Origin of the sequence: Rhizobacter koreensis (assembly GCF_013366375.1) — a bacterium.
GTDB lineage: Bacteria > Pseudomonadota > Gammaproteobacteria > Burkholderiales > Burkholderiaceae_C > Schlegelella_A > Schlegelella_A koreensis.
Window position 1 is genome coordinate 174,670 of the sequence record NZ_JABWMJ010000004.1, and the last position, 17,155, is coordinate 191,824.

The 17,155-nt window shown below is 72.3% G+C and carries 17 protein-coding genes; 4 read left to right on the forward strand and 13 right to left on the reverse strand.

The window, feature by feature from the left end:
- Positions 1-19 precede the first annotated feature (19 nt).
- From HQN59_RS10165 to HQN59_RS10175, 3 genes are read left to right on the forward strand one after another with little or no spacing between them, the layout of a single operon-like run.
- Positions 20-1,066 (forward strand): DUF7064 domain-containing protein, encoded by a 1,047-nt coding sequence (locus HQN59_RS10165; RefSeq protein WP_176068813.1) that lies wholly within the window; start codon positions 20-22, stop codon positions 1,064-1,066.
- Positions 1,063-1,860 (forward strand): enoyl-CoA hydratase/isomerase family protein, encoded by a 798-nt coding sequence (locus HQN59_RS10170; RefSeq protein ID WP_176068815.1) that lies wholly within the window; start codon positions 1,063-1,065, stop codon positions 1,858-1,860. Before HQN59_RS10165 ends, HQN59_RS10170 begins: the two co-directional genes overlap by 4 nt.
- Positions 1,857-2,723: a MaoC/PaaZ C-terminal domain-containing protein gene (locus HQN59_RS10175; protein ID WP_425342716.1), complete on the forward strand. Its 867-nt coding sequence runs from the start codon at positions 1,857-1,859 to the stop codon at positions 2,721-2,723. Before HQN59_RS10170 ends, HQN59_RS10175 begins: the two co-directional genes overlap by 4 nt.
- 139 nt (positions 2,724-2,862) lie before the next feature.
- Here HQN59_RS10175 and HQN59_RS10180 read toward each other — a convergent pair whose 3' ends face one another.
- Genes HQN59_RS10180 through HQN59_RS10210 form a run of 7 tightly spaced genes read right to left on the reverse strand, consistent with a single transcriptional unit; the run spans position 2,863 to position 9,817 of the window.
- Positions 2,863-3,315 carry an OB-fold domain-containing protein gene (locus tag HQN59_RS10180; protein WP_176068819.1) on the reverse strand — a complete coding sequence of 151 codons (453 nt, stop codon included), beginning with the start codon at positions 3,313-3,315 and terminating at the stop codon, positions 2,863-2,865.
- Entirely contained in the window at positions 3,312-4,493 is a 1,182-nt protein-coding gene (locus HQN59_RS10185; RefSeq protein WP_176068821.1) for a thiolase C-terminal domain-containing protein, read from the reverse strand. The genes HQN59_RS10180 and HQN59_RS10185 overlap by 4 nt, the downstream gene beginning before the upstream one ends.
- The gene (locus HQN59_RS10190) at positions 4,490-5,773 is read right to left on the reverse strand and encodes a CaiB/BaiF CoA transferase family protein (RefSeq protein WP_176068823.1); all 1,284 of its coding nucleotides are present in this window, start codon (positions 5,771-5,773) and stop codon (positions 4,490-4,492) included. The genes HQN59_RS10185 and HQN59_RS10190 overlap by 4 nt, the downstream gene beginning before the upstream one ends.
- Positions 5,774-5,778: 5 nt before the next feature.
- The gene (locus HQN59_RS10195; RefSeq protein WP_176068825.1) at positions 5,779-6,741 is read right to left on the reverse strand and encodes a Bug family tripartite tricarboxylate transporter substrate binding protein; all 963 of its coding nucleotides are present in this window, start codon (positions 6,739-6,741) and stop codon (positions 5,779-5,781) included.
- Positions 6,738-7,541, reverse strand: coding sequence for an FCD domain-containing protein (locus tag HQN59_RS10200; RefSeq protein WP_176068827.1), 804 nt, complete (start codon positions 7,539-7,541; stop codon positions 6,738-6,740). Before HQN59_RS10200 ends, HQN59_RS10195 begins: the two co-directional genes overlap by 4 nt.
- Entirely contained in the window at positions 7,538-8,491 is a 954-nt protein-coding gene (locus HQN59_RS10205; protein ID WP_176068829.1) for a PDR/VanB family oxidoreductase, read from the reverse strand. The genes HQN59_RS10200 and HQN59_RS10205 overlap by 4 nt, the downstream gene beginning before the upstream one ends.
- Positions 8,492-8,497: 6 nt before the next feature.
- Positions 8,498-9,817 (reverse strand): Rieske 2Fe-2S domain-containing protein, encoded by a 1,320-nt coding sequence (locus HQN59_RS10210; RefSeq protein ID WP_176068831.1) that lies wholly within the window; start codon positions 9,815-9,817, stop codon positions 8,498-8,500.
- Between the two features lie 318 nt (positions 9,818-10,135).
- On the opposite strand from HQN59_RS10210, the gene HQN59_RS10215 reads away from it, so the two are divergent.
- On the forward strand, positions 10,136-10,951 hold the full coding sequence (locus HQN59_RS10215; RefSeq protein WP_176068833.1) for an acyl-CoA thioesterase domain-containing protein: 816 nt from the start codon (positions 10,136-10,138) through the stop codon (positions 10,949-10,951).
- A gap of 39 nt (positions 10,952-10,990) precedes the next feature.
- On the opposite strand, the gene HQN59_RS10220 is transcribed toward HQN59_RS10215, so the two are convergent.
- The 6 genes from HQN59_RS10220 to HQN59_RS10245 form a co-directional block, all read right to left on the reverse strand.
- A complete protein-coding gene (locus HQN59_RS10220) occupies positions 10,991-11,776 on the reverse strand; it encodes a short-chain dehydrogenase/reductase (RefSeq protein ID WP_176068835.1) in 786 nt (261 codons plus the stop codon).
- Positions 11,777-11,786: 10 nt separating this feature from the next.
- Positions 11,787-12,176, reverse strand: coding sequence for a DUF6285 domain-containing protein (locus tag HQN59_RS10225; protein WP_176068837.1), 390 nt, complete (start codon positions 12,174-12,176; stop codon positions 11,787-11,789).
- Positions 12,173-13,168, reverse strand: a complete 996-nt coding sequence (locus HQN59_RS10230; RefSeq protein WP_246294829.1) for a phosphotransferase family protein — start codon at positions 13,166-13,168, stop codon at positions 12,173-12,175. Before HQN59_RS10230 ends, HQN59_RS10225 begins: the two co-directional genes overlap by 4 nt.
- A 14-nt stretch (positions 13,169-13,182) precedes the next feature.
- Positions 13,183-14,712 carry an acyl-CoA synthetase gene (locus HQN59_RS10235; protein ID WP_176068839.1) on the reverse strand — a complete coding sequence of 510 codons (1,530 nt, stop codon included), beginning with the start codon at positions 14,710-14,712 and terminating at the stop codon, positions 13,183-13,185.
- A 78-nt stretch (positions 14,713-14,790) separates the two neighbouring features.
- Positions 14,791-15,924 (reverse strand): acyl-CoA dehydrogenase family protein, encoded by a 1,134-nt coding sequence (locus HQN59_RS10240; protein ID WP_176068841.1) that lies wholly within the window; start codon positions 15,922-15,924, stop codon positions 14,791-14,793.
- Between the two features lie 16 nt (positions 15,925-15,940).
- Positions 15,941-17,101, reverse strand: coding sequence for an acyl-CoA dehydrogenase family protein (locus tag HQN59_RS10245; protein WP_176068843.1), 1,161 nt, complete (start codon positions 17,099-17,101; stop codon positions 15,941-15,943).
- Between the last annotated feature and the right edge of the window lie 54 nt (positions 17,102-17,155).

Genomic DNA, 17,155 nt, shown 5'->3' on the forward strand with positions numbered 1-17,155 from the left:
CCGAGGCAAGGAGACTCCGATGTACATGCCCCCGAACACGCGCCTGAAGCTCGACCCACGAGACGAGTACACGCACGAACCCGAGCCCGTCTCGAACTACAACGAGAGCATGTACTTCAACGCGTTCGACTCGGACGCGGGGCTCGGCCTCTGGGTCCGCATCGGCAACCGGCCGAACGAAGGCCACGCCGAGATGACGTGCTGCGTATATCTGCCGGACGGCCGCGTCGGCTTCATGTACCGGCGCCCGGCGCTCGCCGGCAATGCGGCAATGGACGCCGCGGGCATGCGCTTCGACGTGGTCGAGCCGTTCCGGCGCCATCGCGTGCGCTACGAGGGCGACCTGCTGCTGATGGACGAGCCGATGGCGATGGCAGACCCGGGTCGCGCGTTCAAGCGCTTCCCGCAGCGGCCGGCGCACATCGAGCTCGACTTCGAGGGGGTCTCGCCGATGCACGGCGGCGAGATCGTCACGCTCCAGGGCGAGCGCGCCACGCTCGACCCCGAGCACGCGGTCTATCGCGGCCACACGGAGCAGAACATGGCGGTCGCCGGGCACGTCACCATCGACGGCGTCCGCCACGACCTTCGCGACGGCACCGGCTACCGCGACAAGAGCTGGGGACCGCGCCATTGGCACAGCTTCTACTGGTACAAGTGGCTGCCGGTCACGTTCGGCCGCGACTTCGGGATCCTGCTGTCGCTCAAGGGCCGGCCCGAAGGCGGACCCGCTCGCGTGAGCGGCAACGTGCTGCGGAGCGGCATCTACGAGCCGGTGCTCGACGGCCGCATCGACACCGACTACGACCCCGACTGGGTGCCGCGCTCGCTCGCCGCGCACGTGACCACCGCGAGCGGCACGTACACGATGACCGGCCGCGTGCTGACCACGGTGCCGCTGCGCCACAAGCGCAGCAGCGGCGACGGCCGCAGCTACACGCGGATCGTCGAAGCCATGACCGAATACCGCTGCGGCGAGCACCGCGTTCTCGGCATGACCGAGTACTGCGACCTCATGACCGATGGCGTACCGGTGTCGGTCGCCACCGCAAGGGCGGCGGCATGAGCACGGCCACGCTGCAGGTCGAGCGCGACGGCGGCGTCGCGCGCGTCACGCTCAACCGACCCGAAGTGAAGAACGCGCTGTCGCCGGCGATGGCCGACGAGCTCGCGGCCACGTTCCGCGCCCTGGCCAAAGACGAGGCGGTGCGCGTGGTGCTGCTCGCCGGCGCCGGCGGCAACTTCTGCTCGGGCGGCGACGTCAAGGGCATGCAGCAGGGCGGCGCGCGCAGCCCCGAGCAGCGGCGCGCCGGCATGCAGCGTTATCGCGAGCTCGCGACCGCGCTGCTCGCGATCGACAAGCCGGTCATCGCCGCGCTCGATGGCGTCGCCTACGGCGCGGGCTTCAGCATCGCGCTCGCCGCCGACCTCGTGCTGGTGAGCGACCGGGTGCGTCTGGCGATGGTGTTCCACCGCATCGGCCTCGTTCCCGATGTCGGCGCGTGGTACCTGCTGCCGCGCGTTGTCGGCCTGCAGCGGGCCAAGGAGCTGATCTTCTCGGCGCGCGAGATCGGCGCCGCCGAGGCCCTGCAGTTCGGCGTCGCGCTCGAGGTGCACGCACCCGATGCGTTGCTGACGCGTGCGAACGCCATCGCCGCCAGCTTCTGCGGCGCGCCGCCGACCGCGATGAGCCTTTCCAAGCGCGCCCTCCAGGTGTCGCTGCAGAGCGAGCTCGAAGCGATGCTCGACCTCGAAGCCGCCGGCCAGGCGATCGCCGCGACGAGCGACTACACGGCCGAAGCGCTGCGCCGCTTCGCCGCGAAGGAGGCGCCGCAGTTCCGCTGGCCTGCCAAGGACTGACGATGGAATACGAGAAGACCCGCGCCTGGACCTCACCCGACGTTCGTCACGCGTACACCGCCAAGGACACGATCCTCTATGCGCTCGGCCTCGGCATCGGCGCCGACCCGCTCGACCCGGTGCAGCTGCGCTTCACGTACGAAAGGAACCTGGTCGCGATGCCGACCATGGCGGCGGTGCTCGCGTCCCCGGGCTTCTGGATGCGCGACCGGCCCGAGCTCGGCATCGACTACACCAAGCTCGTGCACGGCGAGCAGCGCGTCACGCTGCACCGGCCGCTCGCCCCCGAGGGCACGCTGATCGGGCGCAGCCGCGTCGTCGGAATCGCCGACAAGGGCGCGGGCAAGGGCGCCTTGATGCACGTCGAGAAGACGCTCAGCGACGAGGCGAGCGGCGCGCTCGTCGCGACCAGCGAGCAGGTGCTCTTCCTGCGCGGCGACGGCGGCTTCGCGAACGTTGGCGGTGGCGACGCGCCGGCGCCGGCGCTGCCGGCAACGCCGGAGCGCGCGCCCGACGTCGAGCTCGACCTGCCGACGCGGCCCGACGCGGCGCTGCTCTATCGGCTGTCGGGCGACGTCAACCCGCTGCACGTCGACCCGGCGTTCGCGGCGCGCGCCGGCTTCGCGCGCCCGATCCTGCATGGCCTGGCCACCTATGGCATCGCCGGCTGGGGCCTCGTTCGCGCGTTCTGCGACGGCGACCCGGCGCGGCTGACCTCGATCGCGGCGCGCCTTTCGGCGCCGGTGTACCCCGGCGAGACGCTGCGCCTCGAGGCCTGGCGCGAGGGCGGCGAGGTCGCGTTCCGTTGTCGGGTCGTCGAGCGCGACGTCGTCGTGCTGAGCCACGGGCGGGCGCGCTGCTGACGAAGGCGTTGGCAGCACGCGGCCGCCGATGAACGGCAGCCCCAGCAGGGTCAGGCCAGCGTCGCTTCCGGGCTCATCGACACCGCACCGCCGGCGAGCGTCGCCTACGCCGGCACGCTGCCGGCGGACATGCTCTCCTTCACCGCTCGTCGGCGACGCGCCACTGCAGCAGGGCGTGGCGGAACGGCTCGTCGTGGTGCTCGAACACCCCGCTGACGGGAGCACCGATCCGCACCTCCTGCAACGGGTCGCCGAGCAGGTTGCCGACGAGGCGCACGCCGCCGGCGTCGGGCAGTTCGACCAGCACCACGAGGTAAGGCACGCGGCCCTGCAGGGCACGGTGCGACGGATGCCAGACGCGCTCCCAGCTGTGGATCAGGCCGCGCGGTGCCACGTCGACCCAGTCGGGGTCGAACGCGTGGCATCGGTGGCAGATCCACTCGGGCCCGAACTGCCAGGTGGCGCACGCACGGCAGCGCTGGATGCGCAGGCGCTCGGCGACGAGACCATCCCAGAACGGCCGCGACAGCTCGTCGGGCTCGGGCACCGGCGCCGGCAGGCCCGGCGGCAGGTAGCTGCCAGCCCCGCTCACAGGGCAGCCTCGGAGCCGAGCAGCAGGCTGCTCGCCGGCGCGACCATCGGCCCGCCGATCACCAGCGCGACGTCGCGCCGGCGCGCCGGGCTGGTCGACGTGCCGCGCACCTGGCGCACCGCCTCGAGCACCAGCTCGAAGCCGTGCATGTAGCACTCGGCGAGGTTGCCGCCGCTGGTGTTGAGCGGCAGCTTGCCGTCGGGCGCGAGCAGGTTCTCGAGCCGCAGGAACTCGTTGGCCTGGTGCGGCGCGAAGAAGCCGTGCTCGGCGAGCGCCATCACCACGCCGCCGGTGAAGTTCTCGTAGCTCTGCACGACACCGACGTCCGCGGGGCCGACTCGAGCCATCGCGTAGAGGTCGGCCGCGACGCCGTGGTAGTTCGCACGGGCGTAGTCGGGGGAGTTGTGCGCGGGCGCGCCGAAGCGGTGATCGGCGCCCGTCGCCGCCCCGAGCACGAAGGCGGGCCCGGCAGCCATGTCGCGCGCGCGCTCGGCGGGCAGCAGCACGATCGCGGCGGCGCCGTCGTTCTCCATGCAGCAGTCGAACAGGCGCAGCGGCTCGACGATCCAGCGCGATTGGTCGTACCGTTCCTCGGTGAGCGGCTTGCCGTGCATCACGGCGCGCGGATTCGCCTGTGCGTGGTGGTACGACGCCATAGCGACGGCGCGCAGCGCCGCCCGCTCGATGCCGTGCTCGTGCAGGTAGCGCTGCACGCGCAGCGCGAACTTCTGCGGCGGCGCGAGCACGCCGTAGGGTGCCTGGAACGCCATCTCGCCCGACACCGTGACGTCGCCCGCGCTCTGGCCGAAGCGGCCGTACTGGCCCTGCGCGAGCCCTCGATAGACCACGACGCAGTCGGCCAGGCCGGCGTGGATCGCCGCGGCGCCGTTCGCGACCGCGGCGCAACAGCCACCGCCGCCGCCGCCCCACTGCATGGTCGCCGAGCGGAGCCGATGCGTACCGAGCGCGGCGGCAAGGCGTACGGGCTCGCTGCGATCGTTGCTGTACGACGCGAAGCCGTCGATGTCGCGCGGGTCGATCCCGGCGTCGCGGCACGCCGCGAGGATCGCCTTGAGCACCAGCTTGAACTCGGGGTCGGGCGACGCGCCGTGCCGGTAGTACGGCGTCTCGCCGATGCCGGCCACGGCAACGCGGCCGCGCAGCGTCCGCTCGGTCATTCGCGCGCCGCGGTGCCGATCGCGCCGGCCGCCGCGAGCTCGCCGATGCGCGCGTCGGCGTAGCCGAGGGTTTCGCGCAGCACGCGGGCGGTGTGCTCGCCGATCGACGGTGCCGGCTGCGGATCGGCCAGCGGCGTCGCCGAATAGCGGATCGGCGACGCGATGTTCGGGACCCAGCCGTGCTCCGGGTGGGCGAGCCGGCTCACGATGCCGCGCTCGCGCGCCTCGGGCGAGCGCAGCGTCTCGCCGACCGTGCGCACCTGGCCGCACGGCACTGCGGCAGCGCGCATGCGCGGCTGCCAGTGCGACCACGGCTCGCGCGAGAAGGCGTCACCCAGGATCTCGAACAGCTCGGCGCGGCGCGCGATGCGGTCCTTCGGCGTCGCGTACTCGGGTGCGGCGGCGAGGTCCGGGCGCTCGAGCACCTGCGCCATCAGTCGCTGGAAGATCTTGCTGTTGCCGCAGTTGATGTAGAACGCCGCGTCGCTGGCCTGGAACACGCCCGACGGGCAGGTGTCCGGGCTGGTGTTGCCGTGGCGCTGCGGCTCGTCGCCGCTGAACAGGTGCTGCACCGTCGCGTAGCCGGTCATCAGCACCGCGTTGTCGAAGAGGGCGACCTCGACCTGCTGGCCGATGCCGTGGCGCTCGCGCGCGACGATCGCACCGAGGATCGCGTTGGCGGCCATCATCGCGGTGCTGATGTCCATCACCGGCGACAGCGCGCGCACGCCCTGGCGATCGGGGTAGCCGTTCATCGACACGAAGCCGCTCTCGGCCTGCGCGATCGGATCGAAGCCGAGCCGGTCGGCGAACGCGCCCTCGCGCCCGTATGCCGACACCGACGCGTAGATCAGTCGCTCGTTCGTCGCCTTGCACGCGTCGTAGCCGAGGCCGAGGCGCTCCATCACGCCGGTCGAGAAGTTCTCGACCACGACGTCGGCTCTGGCGATCAGCTCGCGGGCGATCTGCAGGCCTTCGGGGCTCTTGAGATCGAGCGCGACGCTCTGCTTGTTGCGGTTGCACCAGAGGTAGGGCCCGCCGAGCGTCGCGTCGTCCGGGTGCGCGGGCGGGTAGTAGCGGTACTCGTCGCCGCGGCCGATGGCCTCGATCTTCACCACCTCGGCACCCATGTCCGCCAGGATCATGGTCGCGAGCGGGCCGGCGATGAAGTGGGTGAAGTCCACCACCCGGATGCCCTCGAGCGCGAGGCGCGCTCCGGCCGGGCGCGGCCGCGGCTCGGGAAAGTCGGCGAGGCGCCGCTGGATGTCGTCGCGCGTCATCGTGCTCACATCTCGATCTTCGAGTCGCGGATCACCGGCTTCCACTGCGCGATCTCGTCGCGGATCAGCGCCTCCATCTCGGCTGGCGTGCTGCTGCGCGCCTCGACGTTGCGGCTGGCGAAGAGCTTCTGGATCTCGGGGCGCCTGACCGCCGCGACGACCGCCGCGTTGAGCTTCGCGACGATCTCGTCCGGCGTGCCCTTCGGCGCCAGCAGCCCGAACCACGCCGAGCTGCGAAAGCCCGGGATCTCCTCGGCGATCGCCGGCAGTCCCGGCACCACCGGCGTGCGTTGCGGCGTGCCGACCGCCAGGTACTTGACCTTGCCGGTCGCGAGCATGGTCGCCCCGTCGAGGCCGGTGACGAACGACGCCTGTACCTGGCCGCCGACGAACGCGGTGGTGAGCGGCGCGCCGCCGTTGTAGGGGATGTGGGTGAGCCGGGTGCCGGCGAGGCTGTTGAAGTACTCGCCGGTCATGTGCGACAGCGAGCCGTTGCCGACCGAGCCGTAGTTGAGGTTCGGGTGCTTGCCGACCCAGGCGACGAACTCCTTGGCGGTCGTGACCGGAATGTCGGCCGGCACCGCCAGGATCATCGGCGTGATCGCGACGGTCGAGATCGGGCGGAAGTCCTTGAGCTCGTCGTACGGCGTCTTGCGCATCATCGAGACCACCGCGCTCGGCCCGGTGTTGCCGAACACCAGCGTGTAGCCGTCGGGCGCCGCCTTGGCGACCATGTCGGTGCCGATGGTGCCGCCGGCGCCCGGCCGGTTGTCGATGATCACCGGCTGACCGAGCAGGTCGCTCATCGGCTGCTGGATCGCCCGCGCAAGCTGGTCGGTGCTGCCGCCCGCCGCATACGGGACGATCACGCGGATCGGCTTGGTGGGGTACGTCTGCGCCGCCGCAGGCAAGGCCGCGGCGACGATGCAGGCGAGCACGAGGCGGCGGGCGAGGGATGTGCGTGTCATGGCGTGGGTCCGGGTTGACGGTGGCTAACGGTCGAAGGGGCGGCCGCGCCGGAAGCAGACGTTGCGGAAGTGGCGAGACCGCCTTCGAGCAGCTCGTTCCAGTAGCGGCTGGCGCGCGTCATGTGGCCGAGCACGAGCTGCTGCGCTGCCGTCGCATCGCGCGCGGCGACGTGCGCGATGAGCCGGCGGTGGTCGGTCGCCGACGCGGCACCTTCGGCCTGGCTCTCGAACCACACCGCGCGGCGGCCGGCGGTGAACTCGTAGAACGCGTTCAGCACGCGCACCAGCACCGAGTTGTGCGAGGCGGCGGCGAGCGCGAGGTGGAACTCGGTGTCCTCGCCGACGATGTTGCCGCCGCGCGCGAGCACGGCCTCGGTGCGCTGCTGGACCGCGTCGAGCCGCCGCAGGTCGTCCTCGGTGCGCCGCTCGCACGCCAGGCTCGCAGCGAGCACTTCGAGCGGGCGCCGCACCTCCATCGTCTCGTCGACCTCTTCGGCGCTCGGCGCCTCCCCGAGGCCGGCGAGCATCACCAGCGTCTCGAAGCTGCTCTCCTGCGCGACGTGGCGCAGGAAGATGCCCGAGTTGGGCCGCGAGTCGACGACGCGCAGCGTGACCAGCGTGGCGAGTGCCTCGCGCACCGCGTTGCGGCCGACGCCGAGGCGCTCGGCGAAGTCGCGCTCCGACGGCAGCCGGTCGCCCGGCTGCAGGCGGCGCTCGCGCAGGTAGTTGACGATGCCGGCGATCGCCGGGGGCGGCGTGGCGCGACCGGTGCCCGACGAGGATTGCGGCCGCGTCGTCACAGGTCGAGCACCAAAGTCTTCGAGCGCGAGCCCGAGCAGCAAACCATGATCGAGTCGTTGGCGCGCTTCTCGTCGTCCGACAGGTAGTCGTCGCGATGGTCCGGCGTGCCTTCGAGCACCGGGGTGCGGCAGGTCCCGCAGACGCCCGACGAGCACGAGTACTGCACCTCGACCTCGTGGTCGAGCAGCGTGTCGAGGATGGTCTTGCCGGGCTCGACGAGAAAGCGTTGGCCGCTCTTCTTCAGCACCACTTCGAAGCCGCCGCCGGTCGCGGCCTCGCTGGCGGCCGCGAAGCGCTCGACGTGCACCTGCGTCGGCGCGCGGCCGGCGGCGAGCGCGACGAACTCGTCGATCATGCGTGCCGGACCGCAGCAGTAGAGGTGCGCGTCGGGCGGTGCCTGCGCGATCACCGCGCGCAGGTCCAGCCGCGGGTCGCCGGCGCCGAGATGAAGGCTGACGCGCGACGGCGCGTCGCCGGCGAGCCGCTCGACCGCATCGAGGAACGCCGCCTGCTCGCGCGAGCGCGCGGCGTAATGCAGCCGCCACGGGCGGCCGAGCTTCACGAGGCGGTGCAGCATCGAGACGATCGGGGTGATGCCGATCCCGCCGGCGACCAGCACCGCCGGCGCATCGGATGCGTCGAGCGCGAAGTCGTTGATCGGGCTGCTGGCCTGCAGCACGTCGCCGACGCGCGGCACGCCGTGCAGCCAGCGCGAGCCGCCGCGGCCGTCGCGGTCGAGCTGCACCGCGATCACGTAGCGATGGCGCTCGGCGGGGTCGTTGACCAGCGAGTAGCTGCGCACGCGCTGCTCCGGCAGGTGCAGGTCGACGTGCGCGCCCGCCGTGAACGGCGGCAGCACGCGGCCGTCGGCGGCGACGAGCTCGTACGACGCGACGCCGTCGGCCTCGAGACGTATTTGGCGCAGGCGCAGCGCGAGGAGGTCAGGCATCGGGGCTCAGGGCGTGTAGCCGAAGTCCTCGCCGACCCGCGCGGTCATCGGCAGCTTGCCGGCTTCCTGCCACGGCGTTCCGGCCGGCAGGGTCAGCGACACCGCTCTTACCATCCAGAGATCCGGGTCGTCGTGGCGCACCGGCTTGATGCCATCGCTCGCCAGCTTCTTCACGCTGTCGAGAAGCAGGCGCCGCGTCATCGCGATGCCGGTGTCGCTGATGCCCAGGTTCTCCTTCGAGCGGTCGTAGATCGGCGCGACGCCCGACTGGCACGCGGCGTCCTGCACCCACAGGCCCGGCAGCCCCGAGAACCAGGTCTTGGTCTGGGCGTCGTAGTTGAAGAGGAAGCCGCTCTGCGTGTTGAACTTGGTCCAGTACTTGGCGAACGGTTCGGTCGGCGGTCGCGGCGCGTAGGCATGGCGGCTCGGGTGGCCGGTCTCGCGGCCGAGATGGCCGTCGACGAACACCTGGCGCGACTTCTCGTAGAACGGCGCCGCCGGCGTGTACGAGAACATGATGCAGAGCGTGTTGCAGTCGTCGATCGGCACCCAGGCGTGGCCGCTCAGCTCCGGGTAGCGCGACTGCGGCGGCACCAGCGTGTAGAACGGCAGCAGGAACTGGTTGACGCGCCAGTAGTGGGTCTCCGGGTCGAGCACGCGGCGCGACGCGATGCTCATGCCGAAGTCGCGGCGCTGGCACTCGAACACCGGCCGCAGGTCGCGCTTCTGCACCCAGTCGCTGATCGCGCCGCCCGCGTCGATGCGGCCGTGCAGGATGGCGGCGTGCGCCGAGTCGATCTCGCCCTCGACCGCCTGCAGCCAGTTGCACTCCTGGATGCGCAGGCTCACGTGCACGTTGGCCTCGGGCACCAGGTTCCATTCCATGTTCGGCAGCGGCGGCGGCGTGTCCTGGTCCTCGCCCATGTAGGCCCAGACCATGCCGTTGCGCTCGACGCACGCGTAGTGTTTGAGGCGGATCTTGTCCTTCAGGCGCGTGTCGGCCGGCTCGGCCGGCATGTCGAGCACGCGGCCGTCGGTACCGAACTTCCAGCCGTGATAGACGCAGCGCAGACCGCAGTCCTCGTTGCGAGCGAAGACGAGCGGCGCACCGCGGTGCGGGCAGGCGTGGTCGACGAGGCCGATCGCGCCGCTGCTGTCGCGAAACGCGAGCAGTTCCTCGCCGAGCAGGCGCACGCGCTGAGGCTGGCCGTCGGGCGTGAGGTCGGCCGCCGGCAGGAACGGCAGCCAGTAGAGCCGCATCAGCTGCCCCATCGGGGTCCCCGGGCCGACCCGGGTGAGGCGTTCGTTGTCTTCGGGACTCAGCATCGGAGCTTCCTCAGCGTCGAGGGAGAGGTTCGCCGGCCGGGGGGGTGGGGGCGAGAGCCGGTAGAACCGGTGTGGTCCTACCAATCATAGATCATTGGTTGGACCATGCAAGTGCCTTGTGGGCGTGTTTGAGCATTTTTCTTGCGGTTGACGGGTGCGATGGCCGACGCCAGAATGTTGATTGGTTCAACCAAAGGACCGCATGCTCCTTCTCCGCAAAGGCTTGCCATCCGCTCCAGCTGCCGCTTGGGCGGCCATGCGTGTGCTGAGCATGCGAACCCGCGCCGCGCCGCTGCGGCGCTGATCGACCGAGCCGCCATGGATCTCGCGCGCCACTCGGCCAGCATCCCGTTCGTGCGGACGCTCGACGCGCGCTGGCTCGGCGACGACGCCAGCGGCATCAACATGCAATTGCCTCTGGCGCCGGCGGTGCGTGACGCGCAAGCGCCCGACCACATCGACCTGCGCGCCGCGATCGCGCTGCTCGACTACGCCGGCGGCGCGGCGGTCTACGCGGCGACCGCGTCGGCTGCGACGGCGACGATCGAGCTGCGCATCGACGTGCTCGACGCGCCGGCGGCCGGAGCCGACGCCTGGGTCGACGCCGCCGTCATCGCGCAGGGCTGCGGCAGCGCGCTGGTGCACGGCGCGGCCGCGTCGAGCCCGCGCGGCGCGCCGTTCGCGCGCCTCGTGGGCCGCTACATCCTCGGCAGCGGCCCGGGGCAGGCGCCTGCCGACGCTGCGTATGCGGCGGCACGCGACGCAGCCGTCGCACGCTTCGCGTCGGCCGGCGCGGGCGACGCGTCGAGCTTCGACGAGACGCTCGGCGCCCGCGAGGTCGAGGGCGACTGGTGCCTGCCGTTCGCCGACCGGCTGGTCGGTTCGGTCACCCTGCCGGCGTTCCACGGCGGGGCGATCGCCGCGGCGCTGATGACTGCGGCACGCGCGGCCGTCCCGGCAGCGACGCCGCTCGAGCTGGCGTCGCTCACGGTGCGTTACCTGCACGCGGCGCGCGGCGTCGCGACGAGCTGCCGCGCCCGCGTCGTCAAGAGCGGCCCGCGTGCGGCGTTCGTCGACGTCGACGCGGTGCAGGGCGACCGCACCGTCGCCGTCCTCCACGCGCTGTTCGGGTGAAGCTCGTGCCTTCCCGCCATGGATGGCTGAGGACCTGCTTCAGCGCGACGCGCCCGATGCGGCCGCGCCGCCGTCGACGGTGACGATGCAGCCGCTCATGTAGCTCGCGCGTGCCGACGCCATGAAGGCGACGACGTCGGCGATCTCGCGCGGCTCGGCGGGGCGGCCGAGCGGGAACGCCTGCATCAGCTCGACGTAGCGCTCGGCGTCGCCCCACTGCGTCTGCGCGCGGTGCCGCATCAACGCGACGATGCGGTCGGTCGCGACCGGCCCGGGGTTGATGCCGAGCACGCGCACGCCGTCGTTCAGGCTCTGCCCGCCGAGCGATCGCGTGAACGCCATCAGGGCGGCGTTGCCGGTGCTGCCAGCGATGTAGGCGGCCGGCAGGCGCTCGCCGGCGGCGCCGATCACGTTGACGATCACGCCGCTGCGGCGTGCCTTCATGCGCGCGTAGACCTGCCGCGTGAGGTCGATCGTGCCGAACACCTTCAGCGACCAGCCGTGCCGCCAGGCCGCCGCGTCGACCTGCTCGAGCGTGCCCGAGGGAATGTCGCCCGCGTTGTTGATCAGCAGGTCGACGTCGCCGGCATCCGTGGCGAGGCGTTCGAGCTGGCTCGGGTCGCGCAGGTCGGTCGGGTGTGCGACGGCGCGGCAGCCGTGGCGCGCGTGCAGCTCGGCGGCGACGCGCTCGAGCGCGGCGCCGTCGCGCGCCGCGAGGTGCAGCGTCGCCACGCCTTCGGCAGCCAGCGCCGCGGCGACCGCGGCACCGATGCCCTTCGACGCGCCGGTGATCAGTGCGCTGCGTCCTTCGAGGCCGAGGTCCACGGCGTCTCCTTCATCGTGCGGACGGGTGCGGTGCGCCGGCCTCCGCATCGCCGATCCAGTCGGGGTTGTTGACGCGCAGCGCGTCGGCGAGGGTGCGCTCGAGGTGCTCGAGCAGGCGCGGATCGTCGATCGCACGGGTCCCGTCGGCGATCCGCACGGCGAGCTCGCGGCGCAGCGCCGGGACCTCGCCGGCGTGGCCGAGCAGCGCGCGGAGCCGTTCCCCCTCGGCCGCGTCGTGCGTTGCGCCCAGCTGCGCCTCGCGCCCGAGCGTGCGCAGCACGTTCGCCGCGACGCGGGTCTGGAAGCGGTGGTAGCCGGCGAGCGTCGGCAGCAGCTCCGATTCGAGGTAGTCGGCGACCGCACCGAGCAGCACCGCGGCGTCGGGGATCGAGCGGGTCATGCGACGCTCCGCGCGAGGGCGAGGAAGTCCCACAGCGGCTCCTCGAGACGACGCCCGACGGCGGCGAGCTCGAGGCTCGCCGGACGACCATCGGCGCGCGTGGCGAGGCCGCGCCGCACGCACGAGATCGCCCACTTGAGGTTCGAGAACGCCTCCCAGAAGCGCACCCGCTCGACGTCGACGCGGCCGCCGGCCGCCTCGTACGCGGCATACAGCTCGGCGCGGCTGCCGAAGCCGCCGACCTCGCCGGCCCCGCCGAAGCGCCAGGTGCGCAGGCACAGCACCGCGAGGTCCTGCATCGGGTCGCCGATGCGCGCGATCTCCCAGTCGAGGATGCAGGCGAGGCCCTCCGGCCCGACGATCAGGTTGCCCGTACGGAAGTCCGCGTGCACCACGCCCACGTCCCAGCGCCGCGGCAGGTTCGCGCCGACCCAGCGCAACGCATAGGCGAGCGCGGGGTCGCCCAGGTCGTGCTCGGCGAGCAGCGCGCCGTACGTCGCAAGCTCGTCGGCGGGCGAGAGGCGCTGCAGGAAGCCGAGGCCGCCCGGCGGCATGCGGTGGATGCGGGCGAGTGCCGCGCCACACTGCGCCGCGAGCCGCCGCCGCGCCGGCGCGAGCGCCGGGTCGTGCACCACCTTGCGGCCGAGCGTCTCGCCGTCGACGCGCTCGGTGATGGTGCCGTCGCCGAGCGCATCGTCGGGCTGCAGCACGTGGCGCACGACCGGCGCGGCAACGCCGGCGCGGCGCGCCGCGACCATCAGCGCGGCGTCTTCGGCGGCGGCGAGCTTCGGCGGGCCGTGGCGGCGCGCCGGCAGTGCATCGACGGTCTGCAGGATGAGCCGGTCGACGTGTCCGGCGGCGTGCCAGTCGAACGACCAGGTGCGCTTGGTCGCGCCGCCGGTGACGCGCTGCAGCGAGCGCACTTCGCCGAGCGGGCTGTCGATGCGCCGCATCACGCGGGTCAGGGCGCGCTCGACGTCGGCGGCGTCCATCACCGGTGCCGTGCTCAGATGCGGCGCCCGGCCGCCTTCCAGAACGGGTCGCGCAGGTGACGCTTGAAGATCTTGCCGCTGTCCTCGCGCGGCAGCTGCGCGTGGAAGTCGATGCGGCGCGGCACCTTGTAGTTGGCGAGGTGCGCCTTCAGGTAGCTGCGTACGTCCTCGACGCTCAGCGTGGCGCCGGGCAGCGGCTGGACGGCGGCCGCGAGCGATTCGCCGAACTCCTCGTCGGGAATGCCGAACACCGCGCAGTCCTGCACGCCCGGGCACTGCAGCAGCGTCATCTCGATCTCGGCCGGGTAGATGTTGGTGCCGGCCGAGATCACCATGTCGGAGCGCCGGTCGCAGAGGTAGAGATGGCCGTCCTTCAGGTAACCGACGTCGCCGCAGCTGATCAGACCGTCGCGCTCGACGCTCGCGCGCTTGGCTTCGTGGTTGAGGTAGGTGAAGTCGGCATACGCCGGCACCCGCATGAAGATCTCCCCGACTTCCCCGTCCGGCACGTGGCGGCCGTCCTCGCCGTAGAACGCGATGCGCGTTCCGGGGGTCGGCACGCCGACGCTGCCGGGGTGGGCGAGCCAGTCGGTCGGCGTCGAGAGCGTCGCGGTGCCGACCTCGGTGCCGCCGTAGGTCTCGTAGACCACGGGGCCCCACCAGTCCATCAGCGCCTTCTTCACCTCGACCGGGCAGGGCGCGCCGGTGTGGGTGACCCACTCGAGCGAGCTCACGTCGTAGCGCGCGCGCACCTCCGCCGGCAGGCGCAGCAGGCGCACGAACATCGTCGGCACCATGACCGCGTGCGTGAGCCGATGCGTCGCGATCAGCGCGAGCGTTTCCTCGGGCTCGAACTTCGACTGCATCACCAGCACGTCGGCGTTCGGCAGCGCCTGCCGTCCATAGGCGTTGGGTGACGCGTGATAGAGAGGTCCGGCGATCAGCGCGCGGATGCCGGGCCGCACCCCGTAGACGCGCCCGATCAGCTCCACGTAGGCCTGAGCCTGTTCGGGCGTCGCCGGCTCGCGCCGGACGCCCTTCGGGTGGCCGGTGGTGCCGGAGGTGTAGATCATGGTCGCGCGGCTGCGCCTCGCGGGCGCGCTCCACGGCTCGAACCCGGCGCACCAGTCGGGCCAGGCGAGGTCGCCGGCGCGCGGACGCGCGAGCGCCGGGTCGATCGAATAGCGCTGCTGCACCTCGGGCGGCGTCGGCACCACGATCAGTTGCAACGCGCTCGGCAGCTCGTCGCGCAGCGGCTCGACGAGGTCTGCATGCGCGATCAGCACCTTCGGCTTCGCGTCGTCGAGCACGTAGCGCACTTCCTCGGCCTTGCCGTGCCAGTTGATCGGCACCGAATAGGCGCCGACCGCCGCGGCGGCCTGCTGCGCCTCGAGGAAGGCGAAGTCGTTGCGCAACAGCATGGCGACGAAATCGCCTTCGCCGACGCCGAGCGACGCAAGCCCGGTCGCCGCGCGCCGCGCCTGCAGCAGCAGCTCGTCGCGCGTCACCGCGCGCTCGTCCAGATAGATCAGCGGATCAGCCATGAGGTCTCGGGCGCGGGGTTGAAGGGTCGGACCATTCGCGGGGCGACCGGGTCCGTCTTGGCAGCGTGCCGAGCGGCCTCAGGCCGCCGCGGCGAGGCGGCGCGCCTGCGCGGCGACGTCGCCGAACAGCTGGTCGAGGACGTGGACGCGGCGCAGCGCGTGGCCGACCGCGTATTCCTCGGTCATGCCGATGCCGCCGTGGATCTGCACCGCGTGCTGGCAGACGAGGCGGGCATGACGGCCGACGACGAGCTTGGCGCGCGAGAGGTCGCGCGCCGATTCGTCGCCGGCCGGGTCGTCGAGCGCGACCGCCGCGGCGATCGCCATGCTGCGCGCCATCTCGAGGCCGACCAGCATCTCGGCTGCCTTGTGGCGGAGCGCCTGGTTCTCGCCGATGGGCCGGCCGAACTGGCGTCGCGTGTTGAGGTAGTCGACGGCGAGCTCGTACGCGAGCTCCATCGCGCCGACCATGTCGGCGCACGCCGCGCCGATGCCGGCGGCGAGCGTCGCGCGCAGCGCGGCGTCGGCGGCGCCGGCGTCGCGCGGGTCGCCGAGCGGTTCGGCGGCGGCGCCGTCGAAGGCGATCTCGGCGGCCGGCGTGTCGTCGACGAGACGGTGCGCGCGTCGCTGCATGCCGGCCGCGTCGGCGTCGACGATGAAGAGGGCGATGCCGCCGGTGTCGCCCGGGGCGCCGTCGATGCGCGCGCTGACGACGAGGCTCGATGCCGCCGCGCCGTGCAGCACGTTGATCTTGCGGCCATCGAGGCGCCAGGCGCCGCCCTCGGCCCGCGCGCGGGTCGCGATCCGGCGCTCGGCGTGATGCGCGCCCGCCTCGTCGTGCGCCCAGGCGAGCAGCCGCGTGCCGGCGGCGACGCCCGGCAGCAGGGTACGCCGCTGCGCCTCGTCGCCGGCGTGCTGCAGCGCGGTCGCGCCGAGCACCGCCGACGCGAGCAGCGGCTCGAGCAGCAGCGCGCGCCCGCAGGCCTGCATCACCACCATGCGGTCGACCGCGCTGCGGGCGAAGCCGCCGTACGCCTCGTCGACGGCAAGACCGGTGACGCCGAGCTCGGCGAGCCCGCTCCAGAGCTCGCTGCTGAAGCCGGCGTCCGAGGCGGCCGCGGTGCGGCGCTGCTCGAAGCGGCCGCGGTCGGCGAGCAGGCGGCGCACGCTGTCGTGGAGCTGGATCTGGTCGTCGTCGAGTTCGAAGTTCATCGCGCGCTCCGTGTGCTCACCCGACGATCGCCTTGGCGAGGATGTCCTTCTGCACCTCGCTGGTCCCGCCGTAGATGCTCGCCGCGCGCGAATAGAAGTAGCGCGGCGCGAGCGGCGGGTGCTCGCGGTCGTCGAGCGGGCGCCGTTCCAGGCCGGCGGGGCCGTGCAGGCGCGCGAGCAGGGCGGCGATGTCCTGCTGCAGCTCGACGCCCTTCAGCTTGAGAACCGACGCGAAGGCCGGCAACGCGTCGCGTGCACGCTCGCTCAGCAGGAAGCGCCAGTTGGTGATCTCGAGCGCGCGGATCTCGGCGTCGAGCGTCGCGAACTCGGATGCGAGCTGCGCATCGTCGAGCAGCGTGCGCTCGCCCTCGCGCGTCGAGCCGGCGAGCTCGCGCGCGAATTCGAGGCGCTCGCGGCACAGGCCCACGTTCGCGATGCCGGTGCGCTCGTTCGCGAGCAGGAACTTGGCGCAGCTCCAGCCCCTGTTCTCCTCGCCGACGAGGTTGGCGACCGGCACGCGCACGTCGTCGAAGAACACCTCGTTGAGGTGGTGGTCGCCGTCGAGCGAGGTGATCGGGCGGATCGTGATGCCCGGCGTGCGCAGATCGATCAGCAGGAACGAGATGCCGTGCTGCTTGTGCGCCGCGGCGTCGGTGCGGACGAGGGCGAACACCCAGTCCGCGAAGTGCGCGGTGGTGGTCCAGATCTTCTGGCCGTTGACGACGTAGTGGTCGCCGTCGCGGCGCGCGTGGGTGCGCAGCGACGCGAGGTCGGAGCCCGAGCCCGGTTCCGAGAAGCCCTGGCAGAACCAGAGGTCGAGGTTCGCGAGGCGCGGCAGGAACCAGTCGCATTGCGCGGGCGTTCCGAACTTCATCAGCACCGGGCCGAGCATCGTGAGGTTGAACACCTGCGGCAGCGGCGCGGGCGCGCGGTACATCTCGTCGAGGAGGATCAGCCGCTCCATCTGGCCGAGTTCGGAGCCGCCGTAGCGGCGCGGCCAGTGCGGCGCCGCCCAGCCGCGCTCGTTGAGGATGCGCTGCCAGGTGACGGTGTCCTGCTTGCGCGGCGGATGCCCCAGGCGCAGGCGCTGGCGGATGTCGGCCGGCAGCCGCTCGCGGATGAACGCCCGCACCTCGTCGCGGAAGGCCTGCTGCGCGGTGGTGAGGGCTAGATCCAAGCGGGTCTCCTGACGGGCATCGGCAGCGAGTGTAGCGTTCGGTGCGCATAGGTT